The sequence below is a fragment of the Nonomuraea endophytica genome (assembly GCF_014203235.1).
GTDB lineage: Bacteria > Actinomycetota > Actinomycetes > Streptosporangiales > Streptosporangiaceae > Nonomuraea > Nonomuraea endophytica.
Window position 1 is genome coordinate 142,591 of sequence record NZ_JACHIN010000018.1, and the last position, 24,655, is coordinate 167,245.

Annotated in this window: 19 protein-coding genes and 2 pseudogenes; 14 read left to right on the forward strand and 7 right to left on the reverse strand. The window is 72.0% G+C overall.

Annotated features, from left to right (window positions below):
- The first annotated feature begins 37 nt into the window (after positions 1-37).
- Positions 38-721: an alpha/beta fold hydrolase gene (locus tag HNR40_RS45345; RefSeq protein ID WP_184973018.1), complete on the forward strand. Its 684-nt coding sequence runs from the start codon at positions 38-40 to the stop codon at positions 719-721.
- Here the strand turns inward: HNR40_RS45345 and HNR40_RS45350 are convergent.
- Positions 693-1,922 carry a cysteine desulfurase-like protein gene (locus HNR40_RS45350; RefSeq protein WP_184973020.1) on the reverse strand — a complete coding sequence of 410 codons (1,230 nt, stop codon included), beginning with the start codon at positions 1,920-1,922 and terminating at the stop codon, positions 693-695. The genes HNR40_RS45345 and HNR40_RS45350 overlap by 29 nt on opposite strands.
- A gap of 9 nt (positions 1,923-1,931) precedes the next feature.
- Here HNR40_RS45350 and HNR40_RS45355 point away from each other — a divergent pair, with 9 nt between their 5' ends.
- From HNR40_RS45355 to HNR40_RS45405, 11 genes and pseudogenes are all read left to right on the forward strand, one after another.
- Entirely contained in the window at positions 1,932-2,975 is a 1,044-nt protein-coding gene (locus HNR40_RS45355; protein ID WP_184973022.1) for a winged helix DNA-binding domain-containing protein, read from the forward strand.
- A 25-nt stretch (positions 2,976-3,000) separates the two neighbouring features.
- Positions 3,001-4,416 carry a WS/DGAT/MGAT family O-acyltransferase gene (locus tag HNR40_RS45360; protein ID WP_184973024.1) on the forward strand — a complete coding sequence of 472 codons (1,416 nt, stop codon included), beginning with the start codon at positions 3,001-3,003 and terminating at the stop codon, positions 4,414-4,416.
- A gap of 31 nt (positions 4,417-4,447) precedes the next feature.
- On the forward strand, positions 4,448-5,518 hold the full coding sequence (locus HNR40_RS45365; protein ID WP_184973026.1) for a winged helix DNA-binding domain-containing protein: 1,071 nt from the start codon (positions 4,448-4,450) through the stop codon (positions 5,516-5,518).
- Between the two features lie 297 nt (positions 5,519-5,815).
- Positions 5,816-6,721: pseudogene (locus HNR40_RS45370) on the forward strand (RNA polymerase sigma factor); the annotation flags it as partial.
- 323 nt (positions 6,722-7,044) lie between these two features.
- Positions 7,045-8,028, forward strand: coding sequence for an adenosine deaminase family protein (locus tag HNR40_RS45375; RefSeq protein WP_184973030.1), 984 nt, complete (start codon positions 7,045-7,047; stop codon positions 8,026-8,028).
- 169 nt (positions 8,029-8,197) lie between these two features.
- On the forward strand, positions 8,198-8,704 hold the full coding sequence (locus HNR40_RS45380) for a hypothetical protein (protein WP_184973032.1): 507 nt from the start codon (positions 8,198-8,200) through the stop codon (positions 8,702-8,704).
- Positions 8,705-8,976: 272 nt separating this feature from the next.
- Positions 8,977-9,288 (forward strand): annotated as a pseudogene (locus HNR40_RS58195) (WD40 repeat domain-containing protein); the annotation flags it as partial.
- A gap of 40 nt (positions 9,289-9,328) precedes the next feature.
- The gene (locus HNR40_RS45390; protein WP_184973034.1) at positions 9,329-10,285 is read left to right on the forward strand and encodes a cucumopine synthase-related protein; all 957 of its coding nucleotides are present in this window, start codon (positions 9,329-9,331) and stop codon (positions 10,283-10,285) included.
- Entirely contained in the window at positions 10,282-11,397 is a 1,116-nt protein-coding gene (locus HNR40_RS45395; RefSeq protein WP_184973036.1) for an NAD(P)/FAD-dependent oxidoreductase, read from the forward strand. Before HNR40_RS45390 ends, HNR40_RS45395 begins: the two co-directional genes overlap by 4 nt.
- A 5-nt stretch (positions 11,398-11,402) precedes the next feature.
- A complete protein-coding gene (locus HNR40_RS57655) occupies positions 11,403-12,626 on the forward strand; it encodes a cytochrome P450 family protein (protein ID WP_184973037.1) in 1,224 nt (407 codons plus the stop codon).
- The gene (locus tag HNR40_RS45405) at positions 12,623-14,113 is read left to right on the forward strand and encodes a class I adenylate-forming enzyme family protein (protein ID WP_184973039.1); all 1,491 of its coding nucleotides are present in this window, start codon (positions 12,623-12,625) and stop codon (positions 14,111-14,113) included. The genes HNR40_RS57655 and HNR40_RS45405 overlap by 4 nt, the downstream gene beginning before the upstream one ends.
- Here the strand turns inward: HNR40_RS45405 and HNR40_RS45410 are convergent.
- On the reverse strand, positions 14,110-14,898 hold the full coding sequence (locus tag HNR40_RS45410) for a TetR/AcrR family transcriptional regulator (RefSeq protein WP_184973041.1): 789 nt from the start codon (positions 14,896-14,898) through the stop codon (positions 14,110-14,112). The two genes, HNR40_RS45405 and HNR40_RS45410, sit on opposite strands and share 4 nt — an antisense overlap.
- Before the next feature lie 75 nt (positions 14,899-14,973).
- Here HNR40_RS45410 and HNR40_RS45415 point away from each other — a divergent pair, with 75 nt between their 5' ends.
- Together HNR40_RS45415 and HNR40_RS45420 are read left to right on the forward strand one after the other, a co-directional pair.
- On the forward strand, positions 14,974-15,624 hold the full coding sequence (locus tag HNR40_RS45415; protein ID WP_184973043.1) for a hypothetical protein: 651 nt from the start codon (positions 14,974-14,976) through the stop codon (positions 15,622-15,624).
- A 129-nt stretch (positions 15,625-15,753) separates the two neighbouring features.
- On the forward strand, positions 15,754-16,593 hold the full coding sequence (locus tag HNR40_RS45420) for an enoyl-CoA hydratase/isomerase family protein (protein ID WP_184973045.1): 840 nt from the start codon (positions 15,754-15,756) through the stop codon (positions 16,591-16,593).
- A 10-nt stretch (positions 16,594-16,603) separates the two neighbouring features.
- Here the strand turns inward: HNR40_RS45420 and HNR40_RS45425 are convergent, their stop codons facing one another.
- The 5 genes from HNR40_RS45425 to HNR40_RS45445 all read right to left on the reverse strand — a co-directional run bounded on the left by HNR40_RS45425 (position 16,604) and on the right by HNR40_RS45445 (position 24,522).
- Positions 16,604-19,342, reverse strand: a complete 2,739-nt coding sequence (locus HNR40_RS45425; protein WP_184973047.1) for a LuxR family transcriptional regulator — start codon at positions 19,340-19,342, stop codon at positions 16,604-16,606.
- A gap of 33 nt (positions 19,343-19,375) precedes the next feature.
- Entirely contained in the window at positions 19,376-20,023 is a 648-nt protein-coding gene (locus tag HNR40_RS45430) for a VOC family protein (RefSeq protein WP_184973049.1), read from the reverse strand.
- A 105-nt stretch (positions 20,024-20,128) separates the two neighbouring features.
- Positions 20,129-21,169 (reverse strand): hypothetical protein, encoded by a 1,041-nt coding sequence (locus tag HNR40_RS45435; protein WP_184973051.1) that lies wholly within the window; start codon positions 21,167-21,169, stop codon positions 20,129-20,131.
- A gap of 58 nt (positions 21,170-21,227) precedes the next feature.
- Entirely contained in the window at positions 21,228-21,602 is a 375-nt protein-coding gene (locus HNR40_RS45440; RefSeq protein WP_184973053.1) for a hypothetical protein, read from the reverse strand.
- Positions 21,603-21,768: 166 nt separating this feature from the next.
- Positions 21,769-24,522, reverse strand: coding sequence for an ATP-binding protein (locus HNR40_RS45445; protein ID WP_184973055.1), 2,754 nt, complete (start codon positions 24,520-24,522; stop codon positions 21,769-21,771).
- Between the last annotated feature and the right edge of the window lie 133 nt (positions 24,523-24,655).

Below are 24,655 nucleotides of genomic sequence, written 5' to 3' on the forward strand. Positions count from 1 at the left end.
TGATTCATTCCATGGTTATACGTATAAACTGAGCGCCATGAAGCTTCACCTCCACGAACGCGGTGACGGCGACAAGCTGGCGCTGCTCATCCACGGCGGCATGTCCGACCACCGCACCTGGCACGCCGTCGAGGACGAGCTCGTCGCCCGCGGCTACCGGGTGATCGCCCCCGACCTGCGCGGCCACGGCGCCAGCCCCCGCGGCGAGTACCGTCCGGAACTGCTCGGCGACGACCTGGCCGAGAACCTCCCGAGCGGCGCCGACGTGGCCATCGGCCACTCGCTCGGCGGCCTGTCGCTGTCACTGGCCGCCGAGCGGCTGCGGCCCGAGAAGGCGATCTACTCCGACCCCGGCTTCGCCCTCGACGCCGTGCCCGCCGAGGCCACCGCGTTCATGCGCAAGATGGTCGCCACCGCCACCGAGGACAGCGTCAGGACCATGAACCCGCGCTGGTCGCAGGCCGACATCGACGCCGAGCTGGCCGGGTTCGCGTTGTTCGACCCGGCCTTCTTCGACGGCGTCAAGGGCGACTACGTGCCAGAGCGGCCCGTCGTGCCCTCGCTGGTGCAGGTGGCCGACCCCAGCTTCACCGTCAACGCGGAACTCGCCGCCGAACTGGAACGCCGCGGCTTCGAGGTCCGAACCGTCAAGGGCGCCGGCCACTGCGTCCACCGCGACGACCTGCCCGGCTTCATGGCCTCGCTGGAGGGCTGGATCTGAGCTCGGCCACCCCCTCCAGCAGCCGCTTCACGTCGGAGCGGTCGTTGTAGTGCACCAGCCCGGCGCGCACCGCTCCGCCCGAGTCGCGCACGCCCAGCGCGCCGGTCAGCTCCCAGGCGTAGTTGTGGCCGCTCCACACGTTGACCCCGCGGGCGGCCAGGTGCTCGGCCACCCGCCGGGGCGCCAGCCCCGCCACCGTGAAATAGGCGGTGGCGGTACGGCGGGCGGGCTTGCCGTACAACGTGACGTGCGGCATCGTCTCCAAACCGGCCAGCATCTCGGCGAACAGCCCCAGCTCGTGCTCCTCCGCGGCGGCCATCGAGGCCAGCAGCCGCTCGCGCCGGGTGCCGGAGCCCGGCACCAGGCCCGCCAGATGGTCCACGGCCGCCGTCACGCCCGCGAGGTCGGCCAGCGCGGCCGTGCCCAGCTCGAACCGTTCGGGAACGGTGCCGGGCGAGGGCAGCAGCTTGTCCGGGTGCAGGGACTCCAGCGCCACCGGGTCGGCGATCACCGCGCCGACGTGCGGGCCCGACCACTTGTAGGCGCTGGTGGCGTAGAAGTCGGCGCCGAGCGCGTGCACGTCGACCGGGCCGTGCGCGGTGGCGTGCACCCCGTCCACATAGGTCAGCGCCCCGGCCGCGTGCGCGATCTCGCAGATGGCCGCCACGTCAGGGCGGGTGCCCAGGATGTTGCTGGCGGCGCTGACCGCCACCAGCCGCGTACGCGGGCCCACCAGCTCGGCGAACTGGTCAACAGGCAGCTCGCCGGTCACCGGGTCGACCTCGGCCCAGCGCACCCGCGCGCCCGTCTGGGTCCACGGCCGCACGTTCGCGTCGTGGTCCAGGCGTGAGACCACGACCTCGTCGCCCGGCCCGGTCAGCACCCGGGCCAGCCGGTAGGTGAGCGTGGTCATGTTGGCGCCCAGGATCACCCCGTGCGGCACGCCGCCGACCAGGTCGGCCACGGCGGCGCGGCAGGCGGCCACGATCTCGTCGGCGCGGTGGCTGGCGGGGAAGGTCCCGCCCACGTTGGACAGCCCCGCCTCATAGGCGCCGACGACGGCGTCGATGACGGGCCGAGGGGTCTGGGTACCGGCCGCTCCATCGAGGTAGGCGTGGCCGTCGGAGAGGGCGGGGTAGGCGGCACGTACCGTTTCGGGGGAGTACGTAGCGGTTGCATCTTGTCTGGGGGGAAAGGCCATGATGTCTTCATGCTCACGCTGAGGGATCTCAACCGGGCCACGCTGGCACGACAGCACCTGCTCACGCCGTTCGACGGGACGGTGGGCGAGGTCGTGGGGCGCGTGGGCGGGCTGCAGGCTCAGGAGCCGCGGCCGCCGTACCTGGGAGCGTGGGCCAGGCTCGCCCGCCTCGAACGCGCCGACCTGCACGCGGCGCTGCACGCCCGCACGCTGGTGCGCGCCACCATGTGGCGCGGCACGCTCCACCTGGTGACCGCGGACGACTTCGCCGCCTTCCGGCCGCTGCTGGACGAGGTGCTCTCCGGCGCGCTCACCAGCCGCTTCCCCGACGTCGCCTTCGACGGGGTGATCGAGGCGGCCGGGAAGATGCTGGCCGAGGACGGACCGCTCACCTTCAACGAGATCCGGCCCCGCCTGCGGACGCTCTTCCCCGACGTCAACGACCGGGCGCTCGGCTACGCGGTGCGCATGCTCATGCCGCTCACCATGGCCCCGACCGCAGACCCGTGGGGCTTCCCGCGCGACGCCGCCTTCGGCCTGCCCGGCCTCACCCTCACGCCGGCCGCCAAGGAGGACCTCGTCACGCGGCATCTGGCCGCCTTCGGCCCCGCCACCGTCGCCGACGTACAGGCCTGGTCGGGCCTCGGCGGCCTCAAGCCCATCCTGTACGGCATGCCGCTCGAACACCTGCGCGACGAACGCGGCAGAGAGCTGTTCGACCTGCCCGGCGCCCCGCTGCCCGGCGGCGAGGCCGAGGCGCCGGTGCGCTTCCTGCCCGACTTCGACACCCTGCTGCTCGGCCACGCCGACCGCAGCAGGATCGTCGATCCGGCCTTCCCCGTCACCACCAAGAACCTGCGGGTACGCGCGGTCTACCTGTCCGACGGCTTCGTGGCCGGAACCTGGCAGATCAAGCGCACCGCCCGCAAGGCGACGCTGCTGCTCTCGCCGTTCACGCCGGTGCCGCGCGCGAGGCTGGAGGAGGAGGCCCTGCGGCTGCTGGCCTTCGCCGAACCCGACGCCCCCGCACTTGAAGTCGCGGAGCAAGTCTGATTGGTTCGGGGCGGAGGTGTGACCTGTGCCACAGCTGACCGCCCTGGACGCCCAGTTCCTGCATTTCGAGACCGCCACCAACGTGCCCAACATCGCCGGGCTGGCCATCCTCGAGGGCGACCTCAACCGCTCGGATCTGCAGGCCCTGCTGGAGCAGCGGCTGCCGTACGTGGCAGCGCTGCGCCGCAAGCTCGCGCCGGTGCCGTTCGGGCTGGACCATCCGTACTGGGTGCAGGAGGACGACCTCGACCTCGACTACCACGTCCGCGAGATCGGCCTGCCGCCGCCGGGCGACGAACGCCAGCTCGCCGACCAGGTCTCCCGGCTGCATCCACGCCGCCTGGACCGAGGTCATCCGCTGTGGGAGATCTACCTGATCCACGGCCTGTCGGGCGGCCGCATGGGCCTCTACACCAAGATCCACCACGCGGCCGTGGACGGCGTGGGCGGCGCGGACGTGCTGGCCGCCTTACTCGACCTCACCCCGGTGCCCGCGCCGCCGCCGCAGACCGCCCCCGACCGGGACGAACCCGCGCCCGACGGGCTGGAGATGGTCGGCCGGGCGCTGATCAGGATGAGCGCCAACCCGGCCCAGGCGGTGCGCTTCGCCGCGCGGGCGCTGCCGCACCTGGACGAGATCCCGGTGGTGTCGTGGATCCCCGGCAGCCGGCTGGTCTCCGGCTTGGCGCGGCGGCTGGCCGGATCGGGGACCTTGCCCGAACTGCCCTCGCTGCCCGCGCCCCGCACGCCGTTCAGCGGGCCGGTCTCCGCCCACCGGCGCTTCGCCTTCGTCTCGCTGCCGCTGGATGAGATCAAGCTGGTCCGCAAGGCCAACGGCGTCACCGTCAACGACGTCGTCATGGCGGTGTGCGCGGGCGCCCTGCGGCGCTGGCTGGCCGCCCACGGCGGGGTGCCGAGGATGCCGCTGGCCGCCGGGGTGCCGTTCTCGCTGCGCTCGGCGGGGGAGGAGGGGCCGGGCAACCAGGTGACGATCATGTCGGCGCCGCTGGCCGTACACGTGGAAGATCCTCTCGAACGGCTGCGGCACGTCCGTGACTCGATGCAGCGGATCAAGGACAGGTTCTCGCTCGCGCCCGCGCGCTGGCTGCGGGAGTTCAGCGAGTCGATGCCCGCCGCGCTCATGGGGCTGGCCTCGCGCTCGGCGTTCGGGCTGGTGGGGCAGACGGCGCCGCCGATCAACGTGGCGATCTCGAACGTGCCCGGCCCGCAGTTCCCCCTTTACGTGTGCGGGGCGCGGCTGCTGACCCACTACCCGGTCTCGGTGATCACCGACGTGAGCGGCGGGATCAACATCACCGCCTTCTCCTACGACGGCTCGCTGGACATCGGGGTCATCACCGACCGGCAGATGGTGCCGGACCCGTGGGAGCTGACCGCCTACCTGCGGGAAGCGCTCGACGAGCTGCTCAACGCGGAATGAACCTTTCCGCATTGGGTTCTAGGTTGGGTCCATGGAGCTGAGCCAGCGGGTACTCAACCGCACCACGTTGCACCGGCAACTGCTGCTGGAGCGCGCCGGCCTGGACGCGCGGGCGGCCGTCGAACGCCTGGTCGCCGTGCAGGGCCAGGAGGCCAACGCGCCGTACATCGGGCTGTGGTCGCGCCTGGCCGCCTTCACCCAGGACGACCTCACCTCTCTGCTGTACGGCAAGCAGGTCGTGCGCGGCACCATGCTGCGCGCCACCCAGCACCTGGCCCTGTCCGACGACTACCTCTGGCTGCGGCCCCTGATGCAGGTGCCGATGAGCCGGGCCCGGCAGGCCGCGTTCGGCAAGGCCATGCCGGGCGTGGACCTGGAGGAGCTGGCCAAGCTGGCCCGCGAGCACCTGACCGGGCGGACGCTGACCCGGCCGCAGATACGCGACCTGCTGGCCGAGCGCTGGCCCGACGTCGAGCCGTTCGGGCTGGGCTGGTCGGCGCAGTCGTTGCTGCCGATCATCCACACGCCGCCCAACGGCACCTGGAACCAGGGCGGGGCCACGCCGTTCACGCTGGCGGAGGAGTGGCTGGGCCGCGCGCTGGAGTCGTCGCCGCCGGTGGAGCGTCTGGTGACGCGGTATCTGGCCGCATACGGCCCGGCGGGCGTGATGGACGTGCAGGCCTGGTCGGGCCTGACCCGGTTGAAGCCGGTGATGGAGGCGATGGACCTGGCAAAATATCGCGATATTTCCGGCAAAGTTCTCTATGACCTGCCGGGGGCGCCTTTGGTCTCCGCCGATACCCCGGCGCCGGCGCGGTTCCTGCCCTGGTTCGACAACCTCATCGTGGCCTTCGCCGACCGGCGGCGCATGATGACCGACGAGCAGCGCAGGGCCGTCTGCGTCGGCGCCGTCATCTACCCCACCTTCCTGATCGACGGAACCGTCGGTGGTATGTGGGACTTCAAGGACGGCGCCCTGGTCATGACACCCTTCTCGCCGCTGCCCTCCGCGGCCCGGGACGAACTGGCCGTGGAGGGCGCGCGCCTGCTGGCCTTCGCCGGCCACGAGGGAGGGGCCATCGAGTGGCGGCCGGGCTCATGAACGAAACCGCCGATGATGTCAAGAGCCTCAGCTGATGGAGCTTTGTTCGCCCCGGCGTTGGGTAGCGTGAAAGAGGCAGCCTCACCTCAGCATCCCCATCTAAAAATTTTAGGTCGGTCCTTATTTTAGGTTGACACCATTGCGGTGCCGACCTAAAGTTGGGCGCGTCCTAAGTTTGGAGAAGGGTCCCTCTTGCCTCTACTCACCGCGTCACCGACGAAGCCGGCCCACCGAAGCGAGGAGAGCGTCTTGTCCGAAGTAGCAGAGCTTCCCGTCCTGGACGACAGCGCCCCGGGCACCGGCGACTCGGTCAAGGCGTACCTGAAGGAGATCGGCCGCGTCCCCCTGCTCACCGCCGAGCAGGAGATCGAGCTGGCCAAGCGCATCGAGGCCGGCCTGTTCGCCCGCGAACGGCTCGACACCGAGACCGACCTCCCCCTCGACCTGCGGGCCGATCTGGAATGGGTCGCCGACGACGGCATCCGCGCCAAAGAGCGCATGCTGGAGGCCAACCTGCGCCTGGTCGTCTCCATCGCCAAGCGCTACACCGGCCGCGGCATGCTCTTCCTCGACCTCATCCAGGAGGGCAACCTCGGCCTCATCCGCACCATCGAGAAGTTCGACTACCGCCTGGGCTTCAAGTTCTCCACCTACGCCACCTGGTGGATCAAGCAGGCCATCACCCGCGCCATGGCCGACCAGGCCCGCACCATCCGGATCCCGGTGCACATGGTCGAACTGATCAACAAGGTCGCCCGGGTCCAGCGGCGCATGCAGATCGAACTCGGCCGCGAGCCCACGCCCGAAGAACTCGCCCCCGAGGTCGAGATCACGCCCGAGCGCGTGGTCGAGGTCCAGTCGTACAGCCGCGAACCCATCTCCCTGCACCTTCCGCTCGGCGAGGAGGGCGACAGCGAGTTCGGCGACCTCATCGAGGACACCGAGGCGGTCTCACCGGCCGACGCGGTCTCGTTCACGCTCATGCAGCAGCAGCTCCGGTCGCTGCTGGACGACCTGACCGAGCGCGAGGCGGGCGTCATCACCATGCGGTACGGCCTGGCCGACGGCAAGCCGATGACCCTCGACGAGATCGGCAAGGTGTACGGGGTGACCCGCGAGCGCATCCGGCAGATCGAGTCCAAGACCATGTCCAAGCTCCGCCACCCCTCCCGCGCCCTGGCCCTGCGCGACTACCTCAGCTGACCACCAACCTCCGCCCCAGCACCTCGCTCCCCGAGCCCCCTGCCGATTGATCCCCGCCCAGGACCGCCGTCCTGCGCCCGCACCCGTGTTTGCCCAGCGCCCGCCCCTGCTCAGCGCTCGAACCCCGTATCGCCGGCCGCCCAGGACCGCCGTCCTGTTCCGCGTCACCCCTGCCACGCCCGCCTGGTTCGCCCGGCCCCGTCCTGCCGACGGCTCCACTCCTCGTGAGACCTCCTTCGCGTGCCCGGATACCGGGCAGGGCCGGGCGGGGCGGGCGGAAAACGGGCTGCTTCGCAGGTGGGTGGTCGGTTAGGGTCCGTGCGGTGAGAGACCTGCGCGCGCTGCCCAAGGCGCACCTGCACGTACACCTGGAGAGCACCGTCCGCCCCGAGACCTCGGGGGAGCTCGGCGGCCCCGCCGGACGCGGCGGCCCGTTCGCCACCTTCCGCGACTTCGCCGACCACCGCGCCCAGGTCAGGCAGCGCCTGGTCAAACCCGAGCACTTCCGGCGGATCGCCAGGGAGTTCTGCGAAGACGAGGCGGCACAGGGAACCCGCTACGCGGAGGTGAGCTTCACCGCGGCCGCGCACGGCGAGCGCCTGGGCAGCCCGGACATGCCCCTGGAGTCCGTGCTGGAGGGCCTGGCCGAGGGCCGCAAGTACGGCATCGAGTGCCGGGTGATCCTCGACCACTCCCGCCGCCGCCCCGTAGAACGCCTCTGGAAAACCCTCAAACTAGCCCAAAGCCACCCCGAGGTAGTCGCCATAGGCCTGGCCGGCGACGAAGAGTACCCCCTGGCCCCCTTCACCGAGGTCATCGACGCCGCCCACGCCTCCGGCATCCGCCTGGTCCACCACGCCGGCGAATCCGCGGGCCCGGACAGCATCCGCGCGGCCCTGGGCCCCGGCCGCACCGCCCGCCTGGGCCACGGCATCCGCATCCTGGACGACCCCGCCCTGACCGCGGAGGTAGCCGCCGCCGGCATCGCGCTGGAGGTCTGCCCGAGCTCGAACGTCCTGCTCAAGCTGGTCCCCTCCCTCCCCGAACACCCCCTTCCCCGCCTCCTGGCCGCCGGCCTGACGGTCACGATCAACACCGACGGAGAGACGGAACTGGCCGCCGAGTACGAGCGCCTGAGAGAGGTTTTCGATTACGGCGACGCCGTCCTGGCCGGCCTGGCCAGAAACGCGGTGAACGCCTCCTTCGCCCCCACCGCCCTCAAACACCGCCTGAACACCGACATCACCACCTGGCTGACCACCCCGCCAGGTGCAGTCGGCGTCGTCCCCCGGGTCGGCCCGCGATGACCTCGGCACGGCGGACGCATGGCGGGCAGTCGCCCGGCGCGCACTCGCTGGTTGACCCGATGTTCCACCGCGTCTGGGGATGTTCCACTGGAGCGGCACGGGCCGGAACGCCTTCTGATCGTCAACGCCGTCCGCCAAGGACGGCATCCACGATCACAAGGAGACCTTCATGGTCACTGGCAGCAGTCTCAAACGGGGCCTGCTCAAGGTTCTGGGCATCGCCATGGCCCCCATCGCCGCTCTCGTGTTAGTCGGGGCGCAGCCCGCGTCCGCCGCGACCGTGGCCGCGCAGGCCTGCACGGGTCAGGTCCAGCAGAACGTGTGCGTGACGATCACCAGCCTCGGTTTCGGGTTCTACGAGGTCCGTCTCGGCATCGACTTCCGCATCGGCCTGGCGGGCGCCCAGCAGATCATCAACGCGCCCGGCGAGCCGTTCTCCGGAGCGCTGTTCGGCGCCGACTCCAGCCCCGAGTTCCTCCTCGGCGTCCCCGTCACCAGCGTGGGCGCGTCGGAGGAGAGCGGGCTCAGCGCCGACTTCGTGACCACCGTTCCCCGGCTCTGGCTCGATGAGGACCTCAACGACCGGGACGAGGTGTTCGGCAAGATCAGGCTTCTGGACTCTCGCTTCAACGTGATGCGCACCTTCGACACGCCGCAGATCCAGCAGTTCTTCTAACGCGCTCGCGCCGCCTGCGAAGCGGGCGGCATGGGGATGGTTGGGCCGCCGGTGGATCATCACCGGCGGCCGTCGCCCTTTCCGGGATGATCATCGCTTCTTGTGCGCCGACATCAAGGCTCAGCCGGGTCTGACCGGGTGTTTCGGCTGAGAGCGCTCTCGGGTCTAGGGTTCGGGCGCTGTGGTGCTCCTGGCGGTGTAACGGAAGGTGCAGGTCCCCATGACCAGGCTCAAGCCCACCATCGAGGACGTCGCGCGGCACCACCGATCTCGCCTTCAGCCCCGACGGGCGCACCCTCGTCTCGGCGAGCGGCGACCGCAGTGTGCGCCTGTGGGACGTGGCGGCCCAGCGCCAGCTCGGCCCTCCTGTCACGGAGCACGTCGGACCCGTGATCGCCCTCGCCCTCAGCTCCGACGGCCAGAAGCTGGCCGGCGCCGACGACGCCGGCCAGGTCCGCATGTGGCGCCTGCGCCTGCCCAGCGACCCGCGCGCGGAGGTGTGCGCGACCGTCTCCTCCCGCGCTCTGACGGCGGCCGAGTGGGCGCGGTACGTCCCCGGCGAACCGTACAGGCCGCCCTGTTGACGCGAGCCCCGCCACATGGCGATTACATAGTGTAATGCTAATGTCGCTTATTGTGACCGAAGAGAGATCTGTCGAGATCGTATGGCCCACCCTGGGCATCACCGTCTCCGCGACGCTGGACGACCGCAACGCCGCCCTGGCCGATGCCCTGTGGCAGGCGCTTCCCTACAGGAGCCTTCAGGGCCACGCCCTGGTGGCGGGTCATCATCTCTACCATGTGGCCCCCGTCCATTCCTTGCTGCACCTGCCCGCGGCCCAACGCGTCGACCGGCGGACCGTGCCCGACGGCACGGTCTTCTGCTCGCGGTTGCAGCACCTGGGCATCAAGTACGGCCCGCTGACCGAGCCGATGCCCGCCACCCCCATCGGACAGGTCGTCCCCGACGACGTGGACAGCCTGATGGAGGCCGGCAGGGCGATCTGGGAGTCGGTCTACTCCACCAAGAAGCCGATCGTCGCCGAGGTACGCCGCGCCGGCCGGACGAGCGGTCACAGCCTGGCCCGGATGAAGGCCACGGACCCGGCGGCCGACGCGCTGATCTCCGACGTACACGCGGAAACCTCGCGAATCTGGCTGGAGGCTCCAAGGGAGCTGACCGAACTGCACGAGGGCCGCATCGCCTCGGGCGCCGGCAGCTACGGCACCGTGGTAACGACGATGCTGTTCGTCAACGGCGAGACCCGGCCGCTGGGCTACAGCACCTACGGCGGCCTGGTCCGCGCCACCGTCGAGGGCATGCCGTTGGAGGCGCTGCGGCACATGGCGCGCGTCCTGGCAGGTACCCCGGCGGAGTTCCTCGGCTACTGCGGCCTGGACACGCTGAACGCCTTCACCGTCCGGCTCATGGCCCTGCTGGATCGGATCGACTCCCGGGACGACTTCCTCGCGGTCATGGCGCACATGGCGCTGTACGTCAACTGCCTGGGCGGCTGGAACCTGCACCTGTTCCCCTGGGACCTCGACACCTGCCTGCGCGAGTTCAGGGGCTGGGCGTGACCCGAGCCCAGGACCGGGCGCGGGTCGTGGTGGCCGGAGGCGGCGTGATCGGCCTGTCGGTCGCGGTTCATCTGGCGGAGGCGGGCGTGCCGACCATGCTGCTGGAGCGCGGCCGGCTGGGATCGGGCGCGTCCAAGGCGACCGCGGACGTGCTGCGCGGCTACTTCGCCGGCAACCCGGTCAGCTCGGCGATGGCGACAAGGAGCCTGGCGGCCTATCGGGCCTTCGCCGAGCGCACGGGCACCGCCCTGCCGCTGCGCCAGGTCGGCTATCTCGTGCTGTTCAGCGAACCCGCGCAGGTCGCGGCGTTCGAGGCCGAACTGCCCGCCCAGCGGGCGGCCGGCGTGGACATCGAACTGATCAGTGAAGCGCGGGCCCGGCGGCGCAACCCGCTGATCGGTGACATCCCGCTGTGCGCGGCCGCCTGGTCGCCGCAGGCGTACATCAGCGACACCCCGGCGATCGTCGAGGGCTTCGCCGGAGCGGCCAGGCAAGCGGGAGTGGTGATCCGCACGGACTGCGCCGTCACCTCGGTCGACACCGGAACCGGCCGGATCGAGACCACCGCCGGCGCCATCACGGCCGAGACCGTCGTGTGCGCAGCGGGCGCCTGGTCCGCGCCGATCGCCCGCTGCGCCGGCGTCGATCTGCCCCTGGGCGAGCCGGTCGTGCAGGAGCTGCTGTCCACCGAGGCGTTGCCGCCGGTGCCGGAGATCCCGGTGACCCTGCACGCCGCCAGCGGCCTGCTGGTACGGCTGCGCGGAGATCGGCTCCTGATCGGCATGGGCCACCCCGGCCGGGACCGGGAGGCCTGGCGCGATCGCGTCGCGGCCCGGCTGGCCGAGATCTACCCGAGCCTGGCCGGAGCCGCGCTGCACACCGCCGTGACCGGCACCCGTGACGCCAGCCCCGACCGCACCCCGTTCATCGGCTGCGTGAGATCCGCATCCGGCAGGCCGGCGTTCCTGTACGCGGCCGGATTCTCCGGTCACGGCCTGTGCGTGGCGCCCGCCGCCGGCGAACTGGTCGCCGGCCTGTACCTGGGCCGCGAGGCGGGCCGCGAGGCGGGCTTCGACTCCCACCGGCTCGCGGCGACGCCGGAAAGGGTCTGACGCCCGTGGACACCTCCACCCGTCACACGATCGATCCGGCGTGCCGCGACTGGCACGCCCACGGCGATCGGCTACGGCAGGCGGGGCCGCTCGTCGCGGTGGAGGTGGAGGGGGTGCGCGCGTGGGCGGCCGCCCGATTCGCCACCCTGCAGGCGGTGCTCGCCCATCCTGATCTGTCGCGCGACATCCGGCACTGGGATCCGCAGGCGCGCGCCGGCCTCTGCCCGCGCACGTCGGTGGCCAAGCTCGTCCTCGACACCTCCGTGCTGAACGCCGAAGGACAGGCGCACCGCAGGCTGCGCGGCCCCCTGGTCAAGGCGTTCTCCGCCCGCCGGATAGGCCGGCTGCGCCCGAGCATCGAGGCCATCACGGCCGGCCTGATCGATCGGCTGGCCCGGCGTCCGCCGGGCCCGGTGGACGTGCGCCGGGAGTTCGCCTACCCGCTGCCGAGCGAGGTCATCTCGCAGCTGATGGGCATCCCGCCGGAGCTGCGTCCCCGGCTCCACGAACTGAACCGCGTGCTGGCCAGGGTCGGCGCCGGCCCTCAGGACACCGGCGCGGCCCGCACCGCCCTGCGGCGGATGCTGGCGGAGGTCATCGCCCTGCGCCACCGGGAACCCGGCGACGACCTGATCAGCGCGCTGATGGCGATCCACGTCGATGACGGTGTCGCCTTCACCGCGATCGAGCTGGCGGACACGGTCGAGTTGTTGTTCATCGCGGGGCACGTGACGACGGTCAGCCTCATCACCAACGCCGTGCGCGCCCTGCTGGCCGCGCCCGAACAGCTCGCGCTCGTCACCTCCGGGACGCTGCCGTGGAGCGCCGTGGTGGAGGAAGCCCTGCGCTGGGATTCGCCGCTGGCCCACTTTCCGATGCGCTACGCCGTACGAGATGTGGAAATCGACGGAGTCACGGTACGGCGGGGCGAGGCGGTGCTGGCGTCGTTCGCCGCGGCGGGCCGCGATCCCGAGCACTACGGCGAGCGGGCCGGGCACTTCGTCCTGTCCGGTTCCGCGCCCGGTCACCTGTCGTTCGGCCACGGCCCGCACTTCTGCCTGGGCGCCACGTTGGGCCGGCTGGAGGCCGAGGTGGCGTTGAGCGCCCTGTTCACCGCGTTCCCGCAGCTGGCGGCCGCCGTACCACCCGGCGAGGTGCAGCCCGTGGGCTCGATCGTGGGCAACAGCGCACGGACCTTTCCGGTGCTGCTCGGACCGAGAGCACGATGAGCACCGGTTACGTCCGGCTCGTCCTCGACGGGTTGCGCTCGGCGGGACCGCGCGAGGTGCTGGTCCACGGGCGGCGGCGGGTGACGGGCGACCAGGCGCTGGCCATGGCGGCGGGCGCGGCCCAGGCGCTCACGGACCGCGGCGTCCGGGCCGGACAAACGATCGCCTGCCTGTACGGCGAGCGGATCGAATCACTGCTGAGCCCGCTGGTCGCCGGTATCCTCGGCTGCCGCTTCGTCCCCGTGTGGCAGGGTCTGCCGGAAGCGGTCGCCGCCAGAGTCATGCGTGAGCTGAACGCGTCGGCCCTGCTGTACGACCCGGCGCGAACCCAGGACCTGGCCGCATCGCAGGCCCGCTACCCGGTGACCGTCATCGCCCGGCTGGACACCCTGTTCGCCAACCCGCAGGCCCCAATGCTCGCCGTCCCCGATCCCCGGGACCCGGACGACATCGCCACGGTGAACTACAGCAGCGGCACCACGAGCGAGTGCCGAGTGGCCGTCTACAGTCACCGCATCCAGCACGCCCACCTGACCGCCGCACGCGCGCTCTTCGGGGACGGGCCCCGGCGCGTCCTGGTCTCACCTCACCTGCGCTACACCGGCCTGCTCTACCAGATGTGGACGCTGGCGGGCGGCGGCACCGTGATCATGGAGCCTGAGTGGCAGCCTGGCTCGCTCGCCGAGGTGATCCGCCGCGAGCGGGTCAGCCACCTGATGGCCGGCCGCCCATCTGACCTGTATCCCCTGGTCGACCACCTGAAGACCAGCCGGACCGCGGGGGAGCACCTGCGAATGCTCGTGTACGGCGGCGCGGCGGCGGTGCCCGCCCGCATCGCCCAAGCGGTCGAGCGCCTGGGCCCCCGGCTCGTGCAGACCTACGGATCGACCGAGGCGGGGTTCATCACCGGCCTCGCCTCCGGCGACCACGCACGGCCCGAGTTGCTCGCCTCGGTCGGCCGCGCCGTACCCGGAGCCGAACTGTGTGTACGCGACGCCGACGGCGTCGATCTCGCGGCCGGGGAGGTCGGTGAGGTCTGGGTGCGATCCCCGCAGCTCATGCGGGGCTATCTCGGCGACCGGCGACGCACCGGCCAGGTCCTGCGCGACGGCTGGCTACGCACGGGCGACCTCGGCCGTCTGGACGACGGTTACCTGTTCCTGCTCGACCGGACGGCCGATCGCCTGGCGCCCGGCCTCTACTCCCACCCCATCGAACAGCTCCTGACCAGCCACCCGGCCGTCCTCGACGCGGCCGTCTTCGCCCTGCCGGACCAGACCGACCCGATCATCGCGGGCGCGATCGTCGCCAGACCGGGACACCAGGTCGACCCGGAAGCGCTGCGAGCGCTGGTCCGCACCGCCCTGGGCGCCCAGTGCGAGCCTCGCCACCTGTGGCTGCTCGACGAACTGCCCCGCACCCCGGCGGGCAAGCCCGACAAGGCGACCCTGCGCACCCGCTTCCTGACCGCCCCCTCTGACCTCTAGGCCTGATCGCGGCCGTCACCGCGCGCGGCCAGTCCGGCCAGAATGCGGTCCAAGCCGAACTGGAAGTCCTCAGCGGTGTAGCCGATCGAGCCGGTGTTGGCCTGATCGGCGAAGAGACGGCAGAACATGGGATACCGATCCGGCGTCATGACGCTCCCGAGGAACCGGAAGTAGTCGTCACCGCCGTCGGCGATGACCGGGTCCAGGGTGAGGCGGGCCTGCTCGCGGACGTAGCCGGAGATGAGGGTGACGGCGCGGAGCTGGTCGTGCGGGCTCAGGGTGGTCCCGGACAGGGCCCGGAGCATGCGTTCTCCCCAGGACAGTTCGTTCGGCGTGCTGGGCGGGCCCGTGGTGGGCACCTGCAGGACCCATGGATGCCGCCGGTAGAGGTCGTAGATCTGCCAGGCGATGCCCGCCAGGGACTCGCGCCAGCGTCCGGGGTCGGGCGGCGGCAGGTCGGGGGGTGGTGCGGCGGCGGCGTCCCGCATCACCACCACGAGGTCGTCCTTGGAGCGGACGTGCCGGTACAACGAGGTCGTCGCCGCGCCGAGGGCGGTGGCGACCCGGGCCAGCGACACCGCGGCGAGTCCGTCGCTGTCGGCGATGTCGATCGCGGCGGTGACGACCCGGTTCAGAGTGAGCGCCGGGCGTGGGCCGGGCTTGAGTCCGTCGTGTGTGTGGGCGGCGTCGTTGGCGGCGCGCCAGGCCAGTTCGATGCCCGCCGGCGTGGGTGTCCTGTGCTGCTCGCCCATCGCGGCCTTTCTCCCCGTGCTGCGCTGTCTCACCGCGAGTCTATAGTGGCGTATGTTGTTCGCCATTATGGCGAACGTCATTCGCCGCTGACCGGGACGGGGCAGGACATGACGAAGAGGACATCGGTGGCGTCGTTAGGGATCGGGGCAGGCGCCGGCTTCGCCGCCCTGGCGCTCGTCTACCTGGTGGTGCTTACCGTGATGATGGCGCGCGGGCTGCCGTTTCCGCCCCGGGAGCCCTTCGCCACCACCTTCCACGTGATCATGATGCTCGCGGTCCTCGTCATGGTGCCGCTGTGGTGCGCCATCCACCTCGCCACCCCGGCGAACAAGCAGGCGTACACGCTCGTCTCGCTGGTGTTCATCGTCATGCACGCCGTGGTCGTCTGCGCCAACCGGTTCCTGGCGCTGACGATGGTCAGGCAGAGCCCCGGTCTGGGCCGGACGGCGGGCCTGGAATGGTTCCAGCCCTATGGCTGGCCGTCTCTGACGTTCGCCTTCGAGATACTCGGCTGGGGAGTGTTCTTCTCCCTCGCCTGCCTGTTCCTGGTCCCGGCCTTCAGGCTCGAACGCCGTATCGCCACGACCTTCGCGGCCATGGGCGTCCTCAGCCTGGGCGGCGCCCTCGGGCTCCTCGTCAACTCCACCGCGCTCATGGGCGCGATCGCACCCCTGGCATGGGGACTCGGACCCGCCGTCGCCGCCGTCCTGGTCATGATCTGGCTGCGAGCCCAGTCGCACGATCCCGGCGCGACGTAGGCGGGAGACGCCCTTCGCCGAGGTCATCGAGGCGGCTCGCCGTGGCTCCAGGCCGGCGGGGGTTCCCGGAGCTACTTTGGGGCTTCGGGGTCATGTCCGGGAGAAGACCCCCAGGCCAGGGAGACCGGGATGACCGCCTCGTACGAGACCATCGACACCAGGCAGGACGGCGACGTCCTTTCCGCCACGTTCCACGCGCCGCCGATGAACCTGATCGGTCCCGAGGTCGTGCGGGACCTGGTCGCCCTGATCCGCGAACTGTCCCACCCGGCCGCCCCACGCGTGGTGATCTTCGAGAGCGCGGACGCCGACTTCTTCTTCCCGCACGTCGACATGACGAAAGTCCCCGAATACACCGCTGAGGCGGCGAAGGCCGGAGGTCCCGGCGACGCCTCCCTGGGCATGCTGTTCCGCAAGGTGAGCGAGCTGCCGGTCGTCACGATCGCCAAGCTGCGCGGCCGTGCTCGGGGAGCCGGCAGCGAGTTCGTCCTCGCCTGCGACATGCGCTTCGCCTCCCGCGAGAACGCCGTCCTGGGCCAGCCGGAAGTGGGAATCGGAACACCTCCCGGCGCGGGCGCCCTTCAGCACCTCACCCGCCTGATGGGCCGGGGCAGAGCGCTCGAAGCGGTGCTGACCTCGGCGGACTTCGACGCCGACCTCGCCGAACGCTATGGATGGGTCAACCGCGCGGTCCCTGACGCCGAACTGGACGAGTTCGTGGCCGCCATCGCCGCACGGATGAGCCGCTTCCCCCGCGACGCGCTGATCGCGGCCAAGTCGGCCATCAACGCCATCAGCCTGCCGGCTCCCGCCGAGGTACGCGCGGACGCCGCGCTCTTTCAGCAGCTCGTCCGCGGCCAGGAAGTTCAGCGACGTACGGCTGAGCTGTTCAAGCGGGGCTTCCAGACCCGTGGTGCCACCGAACTCGGCCTCGGCGAGGCCCTGGGCGACTTGGGCGCCGCCGACTGATGACGTCTGCTCACCCCTGGTCGGCGAGTGCGCTCCGGAGTTCCCTGCGCGAGGTGATGCCGAGCTTGGCGAAGACCTTGCGCAGGTGCCATTCGACGGTACGGGCGCTGAGGTACAGCTCGGCGCCGATCTCGGGGTTGGTGCGGCCGTCCTTGGCCAGGCGGGCGATGTGCTCCTCCTGCGGGGTGAGCTCGACGACGGTGCCGGCGGTGCGTTTGCGCACCTTCTCGCCGGTCGCCAGCAGCTCGTGCCTGGCCCGTTCGGCGAACCCGTCGGCGCCCATGGCGGTGAACTCCTCGAACGCCTGCTTCAGCTGGCCTCGGGCGTCGGTCCGGCGGCGTTGGCGGCGCAGCCACTCGCCGTACACCAGCCGGGTCCGGGCCAGCTCGAACCTCAGCCGGGTCCGGCCGAGGCGGTCGACGGCTTCGGCATAGGACCTGTCGGCCTGCTCTCCGTCGCTGAGGAGTGCTTGGGATCGGGCTTGCAGGCCGAGGGCCCACTCCTGGTCGGAGCCCTCGGTGCGGGCGGCGAGCCGTACGAGGGCGGTCTCGGCGGTCGCGGTCGCGCCGCCGCGTACGGCGGCCTCGACCAGATCGGGCAGCGCCTGGGCGGTGAACGGGCCGAGGTCGCCGGTCGCGGCCCGTCCGGCCGCGGCCGCCGCCTCGGCGTAGTGACCGAGGCCCAGGTGGAGCAGCGCGGTGGCCCGGTCGGTGAAGTACAGGCCGAGCCCCTCGCCGCGCGCGGTGGCTTCCGCGGCCGCCTCGGTGAGCAGCGGCAGCGCCTGCTCCGCGTGGCCCTGGTAGGCGAGCAGGAACAGGTCTCCGTAGGACGCCCTGCGCGTGCCGGTGGCCTCCTTGACCGCCGACTCCTCCATGCCCAGCTCGCGGGCGTGCTCCACGTCGCCGCGCCACAGCGCGATGACCCGGCGGACGTTCAGCGCGTTGGCGAGCGGGGCCAGGGCGCCGCCGGCGCGGGCCAGTTCGACGTGCCGGGCGTTCGCCGCCTCCCAGCGGTCGTAGTCCCACAGCGACAACGCCGCGTTGGCGACCAGCACGCCGCAGTGCAACCACAGGTCGGTCGGCACCTCGCCGTCGAGGAACTCTGTTACGGCCTCGCCCAGCATCGGACGTGCCGCCGTGGTTCCGCCGGTGATGAGCACCGCCAGGCCGTCCAGCAGATGATCGGCTGCGGTGGCCGCGCCGGGCGCCGGAGGCGCTTCACAGGCGGCTGCGGAGACGGCGGCCAGGTCGCTGCCGGGATGCGCCAGCCGTCCGGCGACGAGGGCCGCTCCCCACGCGTCGAGAAAGGTGTGCCGGGCCAGCCGCCCGTCCAGGGGCTGAAGCCGGCGGGCGGCGCGCAGCAGCGCCGCGGGCGCTTCCCGGCCGGAGCGGGCGGCGCGGTCGGTGAGCCCGCGTATCAGCTCGATCCGGGCGCCTTGCAGGTCGTCGACCGGGAGGGCTTCGGCTCTGGCGAGCAGAGCCAGCGCCAATGCGAAGTCGCCCGCGTCGAGGCCGGCCCGGGCCGCGGCCAGCGTCCGCTCGATCTGGAGCCCGGGGTCGACGGTCAGCTCGGCGGAACGACGGAGCAGCGCCGCGCCCGCCGCGACGCCGCCGCGCGACTCCGCGCCCTGCGCGGCGTCGGCGAGTTCGGCCGCGAGCCGGTCGTCGGGACCGTCCGCGGCCGCGGCCAGATGCCAGACCCGCCGTTGCCGGTCGCTCTCGGACTCAAGGGCGTCGGCGAGCGCACGATGTACGGCACGGCGCTCCTCGGCAGCGCCCGCGGCATAGGCGGCCGAGCGCATCAAAGGATGCCGGAACCGCACACTCCGCCCGATCTCGACGAGCTGCGCTTCCTCCGCCGGGGCCGCCACGTGCGGGCCGAGGCCGAGCCCCTGCGCGGCCCGCCAGAGCAGGGTGGCGTCGCCGGTGGGGTCGGCCGAGGCCAGCAGGAGCAGCCGCCGCGTGGGCTCGGGCAGGGCCCGGACGCGCCGCTCGTACCGGTCCCGCAGGGCGTCGGCGCCGGCCGCAGGCAGGGCGAAGCCGCCGAGCAGCTCGGCCCGGCCGCTGCGCGACAGCTCCAGCAGCGCGAGCGGGTTGCCGCGGGTCTCGGAGACGATGCGGTCGAGCACGCGGCTGTCGAGCCGGCCCGGATTGGCCGCGGTCACAAGTGCCCGCGCGTCGGAGTCGTCGAGACCCTCCACGGCCAAGGACGGGAGGCCGGTCAGCAGGGTGTCCGGAGCGGGCTCCCGTACGGCGAACAGCAACAGCACCGATTCGCCGAGCAGACGCCGGGCGACGAACCCGAGCACCTGCCCGGTGGCGACGTCGAGCCACTGGGCGTCGTCGATGAGGCAGACGAGCGGTCGCTCCGAGGCTGCCTCGGCGAGCAGGCTCAGCACCGCCAGGCCGAGGACGAGCCTGTCGGGCGCCGATCCGGCGGCGTGCCCGAACGTGACGTTCAGCGCGTGCCGCTGGGGCGCCGGCAGCACGCCGGCCGAGGCGAGCATCGGGGCGCAGAGCTGGTGGAGGGCGGCGAACGGTAGCTCCAGCTCGGACTCGACGCCGGTGAGGCGGGCGATCCGGCAGCGGGTGGCCTGACCCTCGGCGTACCGCAGCAGCGTGGACTTGCCCACACCGGCTTCGCCGCGCAGCACGAGCACCGCGCTTCCGCCGCCTCTGACGTGCCGCAGCGCCTGGTCCAGGCGGTCACGCTCATGTCGGCGTCCTCGCAGGACCGGCGCTGCTGCCACGTCTCGATTCTAGGCCGGTGACGTGATCTCGGCTCATTTCGGCAGGTCGTCACCGTGGTGCTCGGCGACCATGTAGGCCGCGTACCAATCCGGCCAGTTCTCGTCGAACGCGCCGCCGTTGCGGGCCTCGTGCTCGCCGTGCGCCGCCGCCGCCCTTCTGAGCGCGCCGACCAGGTCGTTCACCGACGCGTACTCGGTGACGGTGGAGTCGACGCGGCCGGGCAGCCGGTGCGTGACCTCCTGGATCAGGTACGCGTTGCCGTCCAGGTCGCGGAAGGTCGCGAACGACCCGTAGCTGGCACGATCGGTGGCCGGCCCGCCGGCCTGACCGTCGGGCACGCGGCCGAACTGCGCTCCCGGGGCTTCGGGGTGGAAGACGCCGCCCACGTCGGCGCCGAGGGCCGCGAGCTGGTCGCGGGCCGCGGCGATGTCGGAGACGACCAGATAGATGCCTTCGGCGGTGCCGGGCCGCTGGTTGGTGATCCGGGTTCCGAACTGGATGGATGCGGGTGATCCCGGGGGTGTCACCTGGACGACGCGGAAGCCGTTGTCGAAGGCGAAATCGGCGTCGAGGCGCCAGCCCAGGTCCTGGTAGAACTTCTTCGAGCGGTCGACGTCGGAGACCGGGATCACGATGGCTTCGAGCTTCAGGTCCGCCTGGGCGGGTGTGGTGCTGGTCATGGTTCTCACCTTTCGATGGTTGCGGCGGGTTTCGCCGCTGTTGTCAGCTTCGTCCTGCGGCCATGTCGTCGCACCAGGGAGACACCCTGGTCCCGTCGCCGAGGCTCAGCCGATGGCCTGCCGCCAGGCTGGATCGAGCGCGATCCGCCGGAGTTGGTCGAGGCTGAGGGCCGGTGTGCCGCGGCCGGCGGGAAGGCGGTACGCGGCCGCGTTGATCGCCGAGATCACGACCCGCAGGCCGTCCGCGCCGAGCGTGTCGACGGTCCATTCGATCGTGCCGGGGCCGCCGCGCGGGGCGGGACCCTGTCGCGTGCTGACCCGGGTGCCGCCGGGCAGGGTGACGGCCTTCTGGAACACCTGCGTCATGGCCGCGTCGCCGGGCTTCCACTGCTGGACGTTCACCGCGACCAGGCTCTTGCCGTGGCCGTCGTCGACCGCGAGGTGGCCGAAGCCGTCCGCGCCGCCCGGTTGCCCGGCGCGCACGCCTTCCGGGAGCAGCCGCTCGACGATGCGAGTGATCCGCGGTGCCGTCAGCCTGGCGACCGACCCGGTCCGGGGGAGGGCGGGCGGTGCGGGCATCGCCGCGAGAACCGGATGCCACACGGGAGAGGTCGCCACCGCGGCGAGGTGCTCGTGCGTCAGCGGAAGAGCGCGACGACCGGCCTCCGACACGAAGACCTGCCGGCCGTCCCGGTAGGTGAGCAGGGCGCTGAGGAGTACGCCGCCTGCCGGGTCGTCCTCGTCGCTCGGAGAGCGGTCCAGCACGAGCCGGGCCCCGCCGGGCAGGAAGGTCTGGCCGCACCGGCTGTGGGGGTGGTAGGCGGTGTCGGGGCACTGCGCGTACTGGAGGGGAACGGGGACGGGCCACCGGTTCAGCTTCACCGCCACCTTCGCCGTGCTCCCGCCCGCCTCGAAGAACACCTGCGCTGAGGGCGCCGGACCGGGCCCGGCGCTCAGTCCCCGCCCCTGCCGGCCGGAGAACTTTCCCGGCGGAAGCTGGAGCTGGAGCAGCCGCACCATCTGCTCGGCGGACACGCCCGCTGAGGGGGACGCCGCCGGCCGGGCGGACGCGCAGCCGGCGATGGTGAGGACGAGCAGGACGATCGAGGCGAAGGACCGGACTGTTCCGCGCGGCTCGCCTGGCATGGCGCCTCCGTTCATCAGTGCGGGGGTGGCGGGGCGGCCACCCCCGCGCCCAAGGGGGTCAGGCTCCGGGGTAGGAGATCGCGCTGATGGAGTTGTTGTAGGGGTAGTCGAGCGCGTTCCAGACGGAGTTCGGCGCGAAGTAGCCGTAGGTGCCCTGGAAGTTGACGTTGGTCCAGGCCTCGATGGCGACCGAGTTCGTCTTGATGGAGGAGATGGCGTCGTTGTAGCCCCAGGCGCCCAGGTCGGGGACCCTGGGTGGGTTGGTGTTGGTGCCGGTCATGCAGTCCCGGGTGATGGTCCAGAGGTTCCAGTCGTCGCACAGCTTCCACGTGCCGGTGGCCGCGGCGGCGGGGCCGGCTACGGCGCCGGTGATCCCGATGCCCAGGACCAGGCTCGTGGCGGTCGCGATCAGGGTCTTGTGGAGACGTCGCATGGGGATTCCCTCCTTGGGGTTCCTCCGTCCCTGTGACGGAGGTTGTGTGGATGCGCTGGATGTGTTCACGATCGCCCGCCGACGCCTCGCCTCGCGCCCGTGACAACCCCTGGCCACCCACTGGCCCTACCCGGGGCGTCCCCGGGGCCGGGTGAACGAGCCGAGGTCAGGCCGTCGCGGGCTCGATGGCCCGCAGCGCTCGCGCGAGTTCCTTGCGCGAGGCGATGTTCAGCTTGGTGAAGACCTTGCGCAGGTGCCATTCGACGGTGCGGTGGCTCAGGAACACCCGTGCGGCGATCTCCGGGTTGGTGTGCCCCTCGCGGGCCAGCTGCGCGATCTGCGCTTCCTGCGGGGTGAGCTCCACGCCCGGGTCACCGGTCCGCTTGTGCACGGTTTCCCCGGTCGCCAGCAGCTCCCGCTCGGCGCGCCGGGCGAACGCGTCAGCGCCCATGGCGTCGAACGCGTGGAAGGCGCCCTTGAGCTGGACTCGTGCGTCGACGCGCCGGTTCTGCCTGCGCAGCCACTCGCCGTAGATCAGCTGAGCCCTGGCACGGTGTACGGCGACGCGGGATCGGGCCAGGTGCTCGATCGCCTCCCGATACAGCTCCTCGGCCTCCCCGCCGTCGCTCAGCAGCGCCCGGGACCGGGCTTCGATGCCGCGTGCCCAGGGCGCGTCGCTGGTCGCCGAACGCTCCGCCAGCTGCTCGAAAGCCTGGTGCGCCGTGGCCGTGTCGCCGGCCCGGACAGCCGCCTCGATCAGCTCGGGCAGCACCCACACGGTGAAGCCGATGCCCTCCGGCTCGTAGGCCCGCCGGGCGGCCTCGGCGGCCGCGCCGTACTCGCCAAAGCCCAGATACAGCGTCGCGGCGGCCCACTCGGCGGCCTCCACCGCGAACCCCTCACCGCGTGCCGTCGCGTCGGCGAGGATACGCTCGCGCATGCCGAGCGTTCGATCGCGGTCACCTCGCCAGGCGGCGAGCAGGATGGAGAAGTCGGCGACGGCGACGTTGCGGGTGGCGCGGGTGATCGAATCCGCCTCCTGGAGCAGTTGGTGGGCGAGGTCGAAGCGCCCGTCGAACAGCTGGTGGGCGGCGGAGTAGTTCAGCGCGAAGGGCAGGACCGTGAGCATGCCGCGCTCGCGGGCCACCTCGGCCAGGCCGCCGGCCATCGCCGCGCAGGCCCCGTCGTCCCAGACGTCCATGGCCAGCTGGCAGGCCAGCCAGCACCAGGCGATGTTGTCACGGCGCAGTCCTTCGCGCTGGAAGGTCTCCAGCGCCCGCGCCACCTGGCTGTGCCCTTGCGTGCCCCTGGTGACGAGCACCTGGAGAAACTGGTCGACGGCCCGCACGGGATGCTCGCCGGCCTGGGCCAGAGCGGCCTTCGCGGCCGCCGGCACACCGCCGGGCCGGCCGAAGCGGCCGCTGCGCATCAGCGCCCACATGGCTTCCAGATGCGTCTCGCGGGCCAGTTCCGGATCGACCGGCTCCAGCTGCCTGGCCGCCGCGCTGAGCAGGGCCGGCGTGTCGCCGCCCCGGGTGCGCGCGAAGGCGACGTGGGCGCGTACGCGCGCCAGCCGGGCCCGATCGGCCGCCTCCAGCGGGGCGATCGCCGCCAGGGCGAGCAGCGCCTCGGCCGCGCCGAGCGCGCCCGCGTCCAGCTTGGCCTGCGCGGCGGCCAGGGCCCGCGCGCCCCGCCGCCGCGGGTCGGGTGTCAGCTCGGCCGCCCGTTCCAGGAAGGCTGCCGCCGTCTCGGTCCCGGCCCTGGCCTGCGCGTGGGCGGCGCGGCTCGCCAGCTCGGCCGCGACGTCCTCCTGCGGCGTCGCCGTGGCGTGGGCCCGGTGCCAGGCGCGGCGATCCGGGTCGGCCTCGGGATCGGTGGCCTCGGCCAGCGCCGCGTGCCCACCGCGGCGTACGCGCGCCGGCGCGGCCCGGTACGCCGCGGTCCTGACCAGCGGATGCCGGAAGGCGACCCGTGAGCCGAGATCGATCAGACCTGCCGACTCGGCGGGCTCGGCAGCGCCGATGGCGATGCCGAGCAGCTCCAGCGCACGCATCAGCACCAGCATGTCGCCGGCCGGTTCGGCGGCCGCGGCGAACAGCAACAAGCGGGTGTCGTCGGGCAGCGCCTCGATACGACGCACGAAGCTCTGCTCGATGCGCCCGGACAGGGCACGGGCATCGGGCAGGCCGAACCCACCGGCCAGCTCCGCCGGCGTCATCGCGGCGGGGAGTTCGAGCAGGGCAAGGGGGTTGCCCCGGGTCTCGGCCACGACCCGGTCGCGCACCTGCTCATCCAGCCCGCCCGGGATGACCGAGCTCAGCAACCGGCGGGCGTCGTGATCGCCGAGGCCTCCCACGGGCAGAGCGGGCAGCCCGTCGAGGTCGGTGCCGCCGCCCGGCTCGCGTACGGCAAACAGCATCGCCATCCGTTCAGCGGCCAGGCGCCGGGCGACGAAGGCGAGGATCTGCGCGGAGACCGCGTCCAGCCACTGCGCGTCGTCGACGACGACCAGCAAGGGACGCCGCTCGGCCAGCTCGCTCAGCAGGGCGAGAACGGCGAGGCCGACAAGGAACCGGTCGGCCGCCGGTCCCTCCCGCAGCCCCAACGTGGTCTGGAGGGCATCGCGCTGCGGGCCGGGCAGCCGCCGGGCCTCCTCGACCAGCGCCGGGCCGAGGAGCCGCTGCAGACCGGCGCCCATCAGCTCCGACTCCGACTCCACGCCTGCCACCCGAGCGAGGCGGAAGGCCGGGGCGCGGGCGGCCGCGTACTCCAGCAGAGCCGTCTTGCCCACACCCGTCTCGCCCCGCACGACCAGGACCGACCCCTGTCCTTCGCGAGCGGATTCGAGCACCGCGTCGACGGCGGCGCACTCGGCCTGACGGCCGAGCAGCGGTGTCCCGGTGCCAGAGCTGCCGGTCATCACTGCAGTATGAACGCGCCCGGCGCTGACGAACACACCTCGGGTGACGCGATGGGCGAGCCGGGATCGTCAACCACCGCCCTTCATGTGCTCACCTCGCCCGCGTGGAGGAGACACATGGAGCACCTCAAGG

Excerpts from the sequence above, each read along its gene's own strand:
- HNR40_RS45365 (WP_184973026.1), top strand. The coding sequence starts at position 4,448 with ATGGAGCTGAGCCAGCGGGTACTCAACCGCACCACGTTGCACCGGCAA.
- HNR40_RS45390 (WP_184973034.1), top strand. The coding sequence starts at position 9,329 with ATGTCGCTTATTGTGACCGAAGAGAGATCTGTCGAGATCGTATGGCCC.
- HNR40_RS45435 (WP_184973051.1), bottom strand. The coding sequence starts at position 21,169 with ATGCCAGGCGAGCCGCGCGGAACAGTCCGGTCCTTCGCCTCGATCGTC.
- HNR40_RS45445 (WP_184973055.1), bottom strand. The coding sequence starts at position 24,522 with ATGACCGGCAGCTCTGGCACCGGGACACCGCTGCTCGGCCGTCAGGCC.
- HNR40_RS45420 (WP_184973045.1), top strand. The coding sequence starts at position 15,754 with ATGACCGCCTCGTACGAGACCATCGACACCAGGCAGGACGGCGACGTC.
- HNR40_RS45350 (WP_184973020.1), bottom strand. The coding sequence starts at position 1,922 with ATGGCCTTTCCCCCCAGACAAGATGCAACCGCTACGTACTCCCCCGAA.
- HNR40_RS45345 (WP_184973018.1), top strand. The coding sequence starts at position 38 with ATGAAGCTTCACCTCCACGAACGCGGTGACGGCGACAAGCTGGCGCTG.
- HNR40_RS45440 (WP_184973053.1), bottom strand. The coding sequence starts at position 21,602 with ATGCGACGTCTCCACAAGACCCTGATCGCGACCGCCACGAGCCTGGTC.
- HNR40_RS45355 (WP_184973022.1), top strand. The coding sequence starts at position 1,932 with ATGCTCACGCTGAGGGATCTCAACCGGGCCACGCTGGCACGACAGCAC.
- HNR40_RS45380 (WP_184973032.1), top strand. The coding sequence starts at position 8,198 with ATGGTCACTGGCAGCAGTCTCAAACGGGGCCTGCTCAAGGTTCTGGGC.
- HNR40_RS45430 (WP_184973049.1), bottom strand. The coding sequence starts at position 20,023 with ATGACCAGCACCACACCCGCCCAGGCGGACCTGAAGCTCGAAGCCATC.
- HNR40_RS45405 (WP_184973039.1), top strand. The coding sequence starts at position 12,623 with ATGAGCACCGGTTACGTCCGGCTCGTCCTCGACGGGTTGCGCTCGGCG.
- HNR40_RS45415 (WP_184973043.1), top strand. The coding sequence starts at position 14,974 with ATGACGAAGAGGACATCGGTGGCGTCGTTAGGGATCGGGGCAGGCGCC.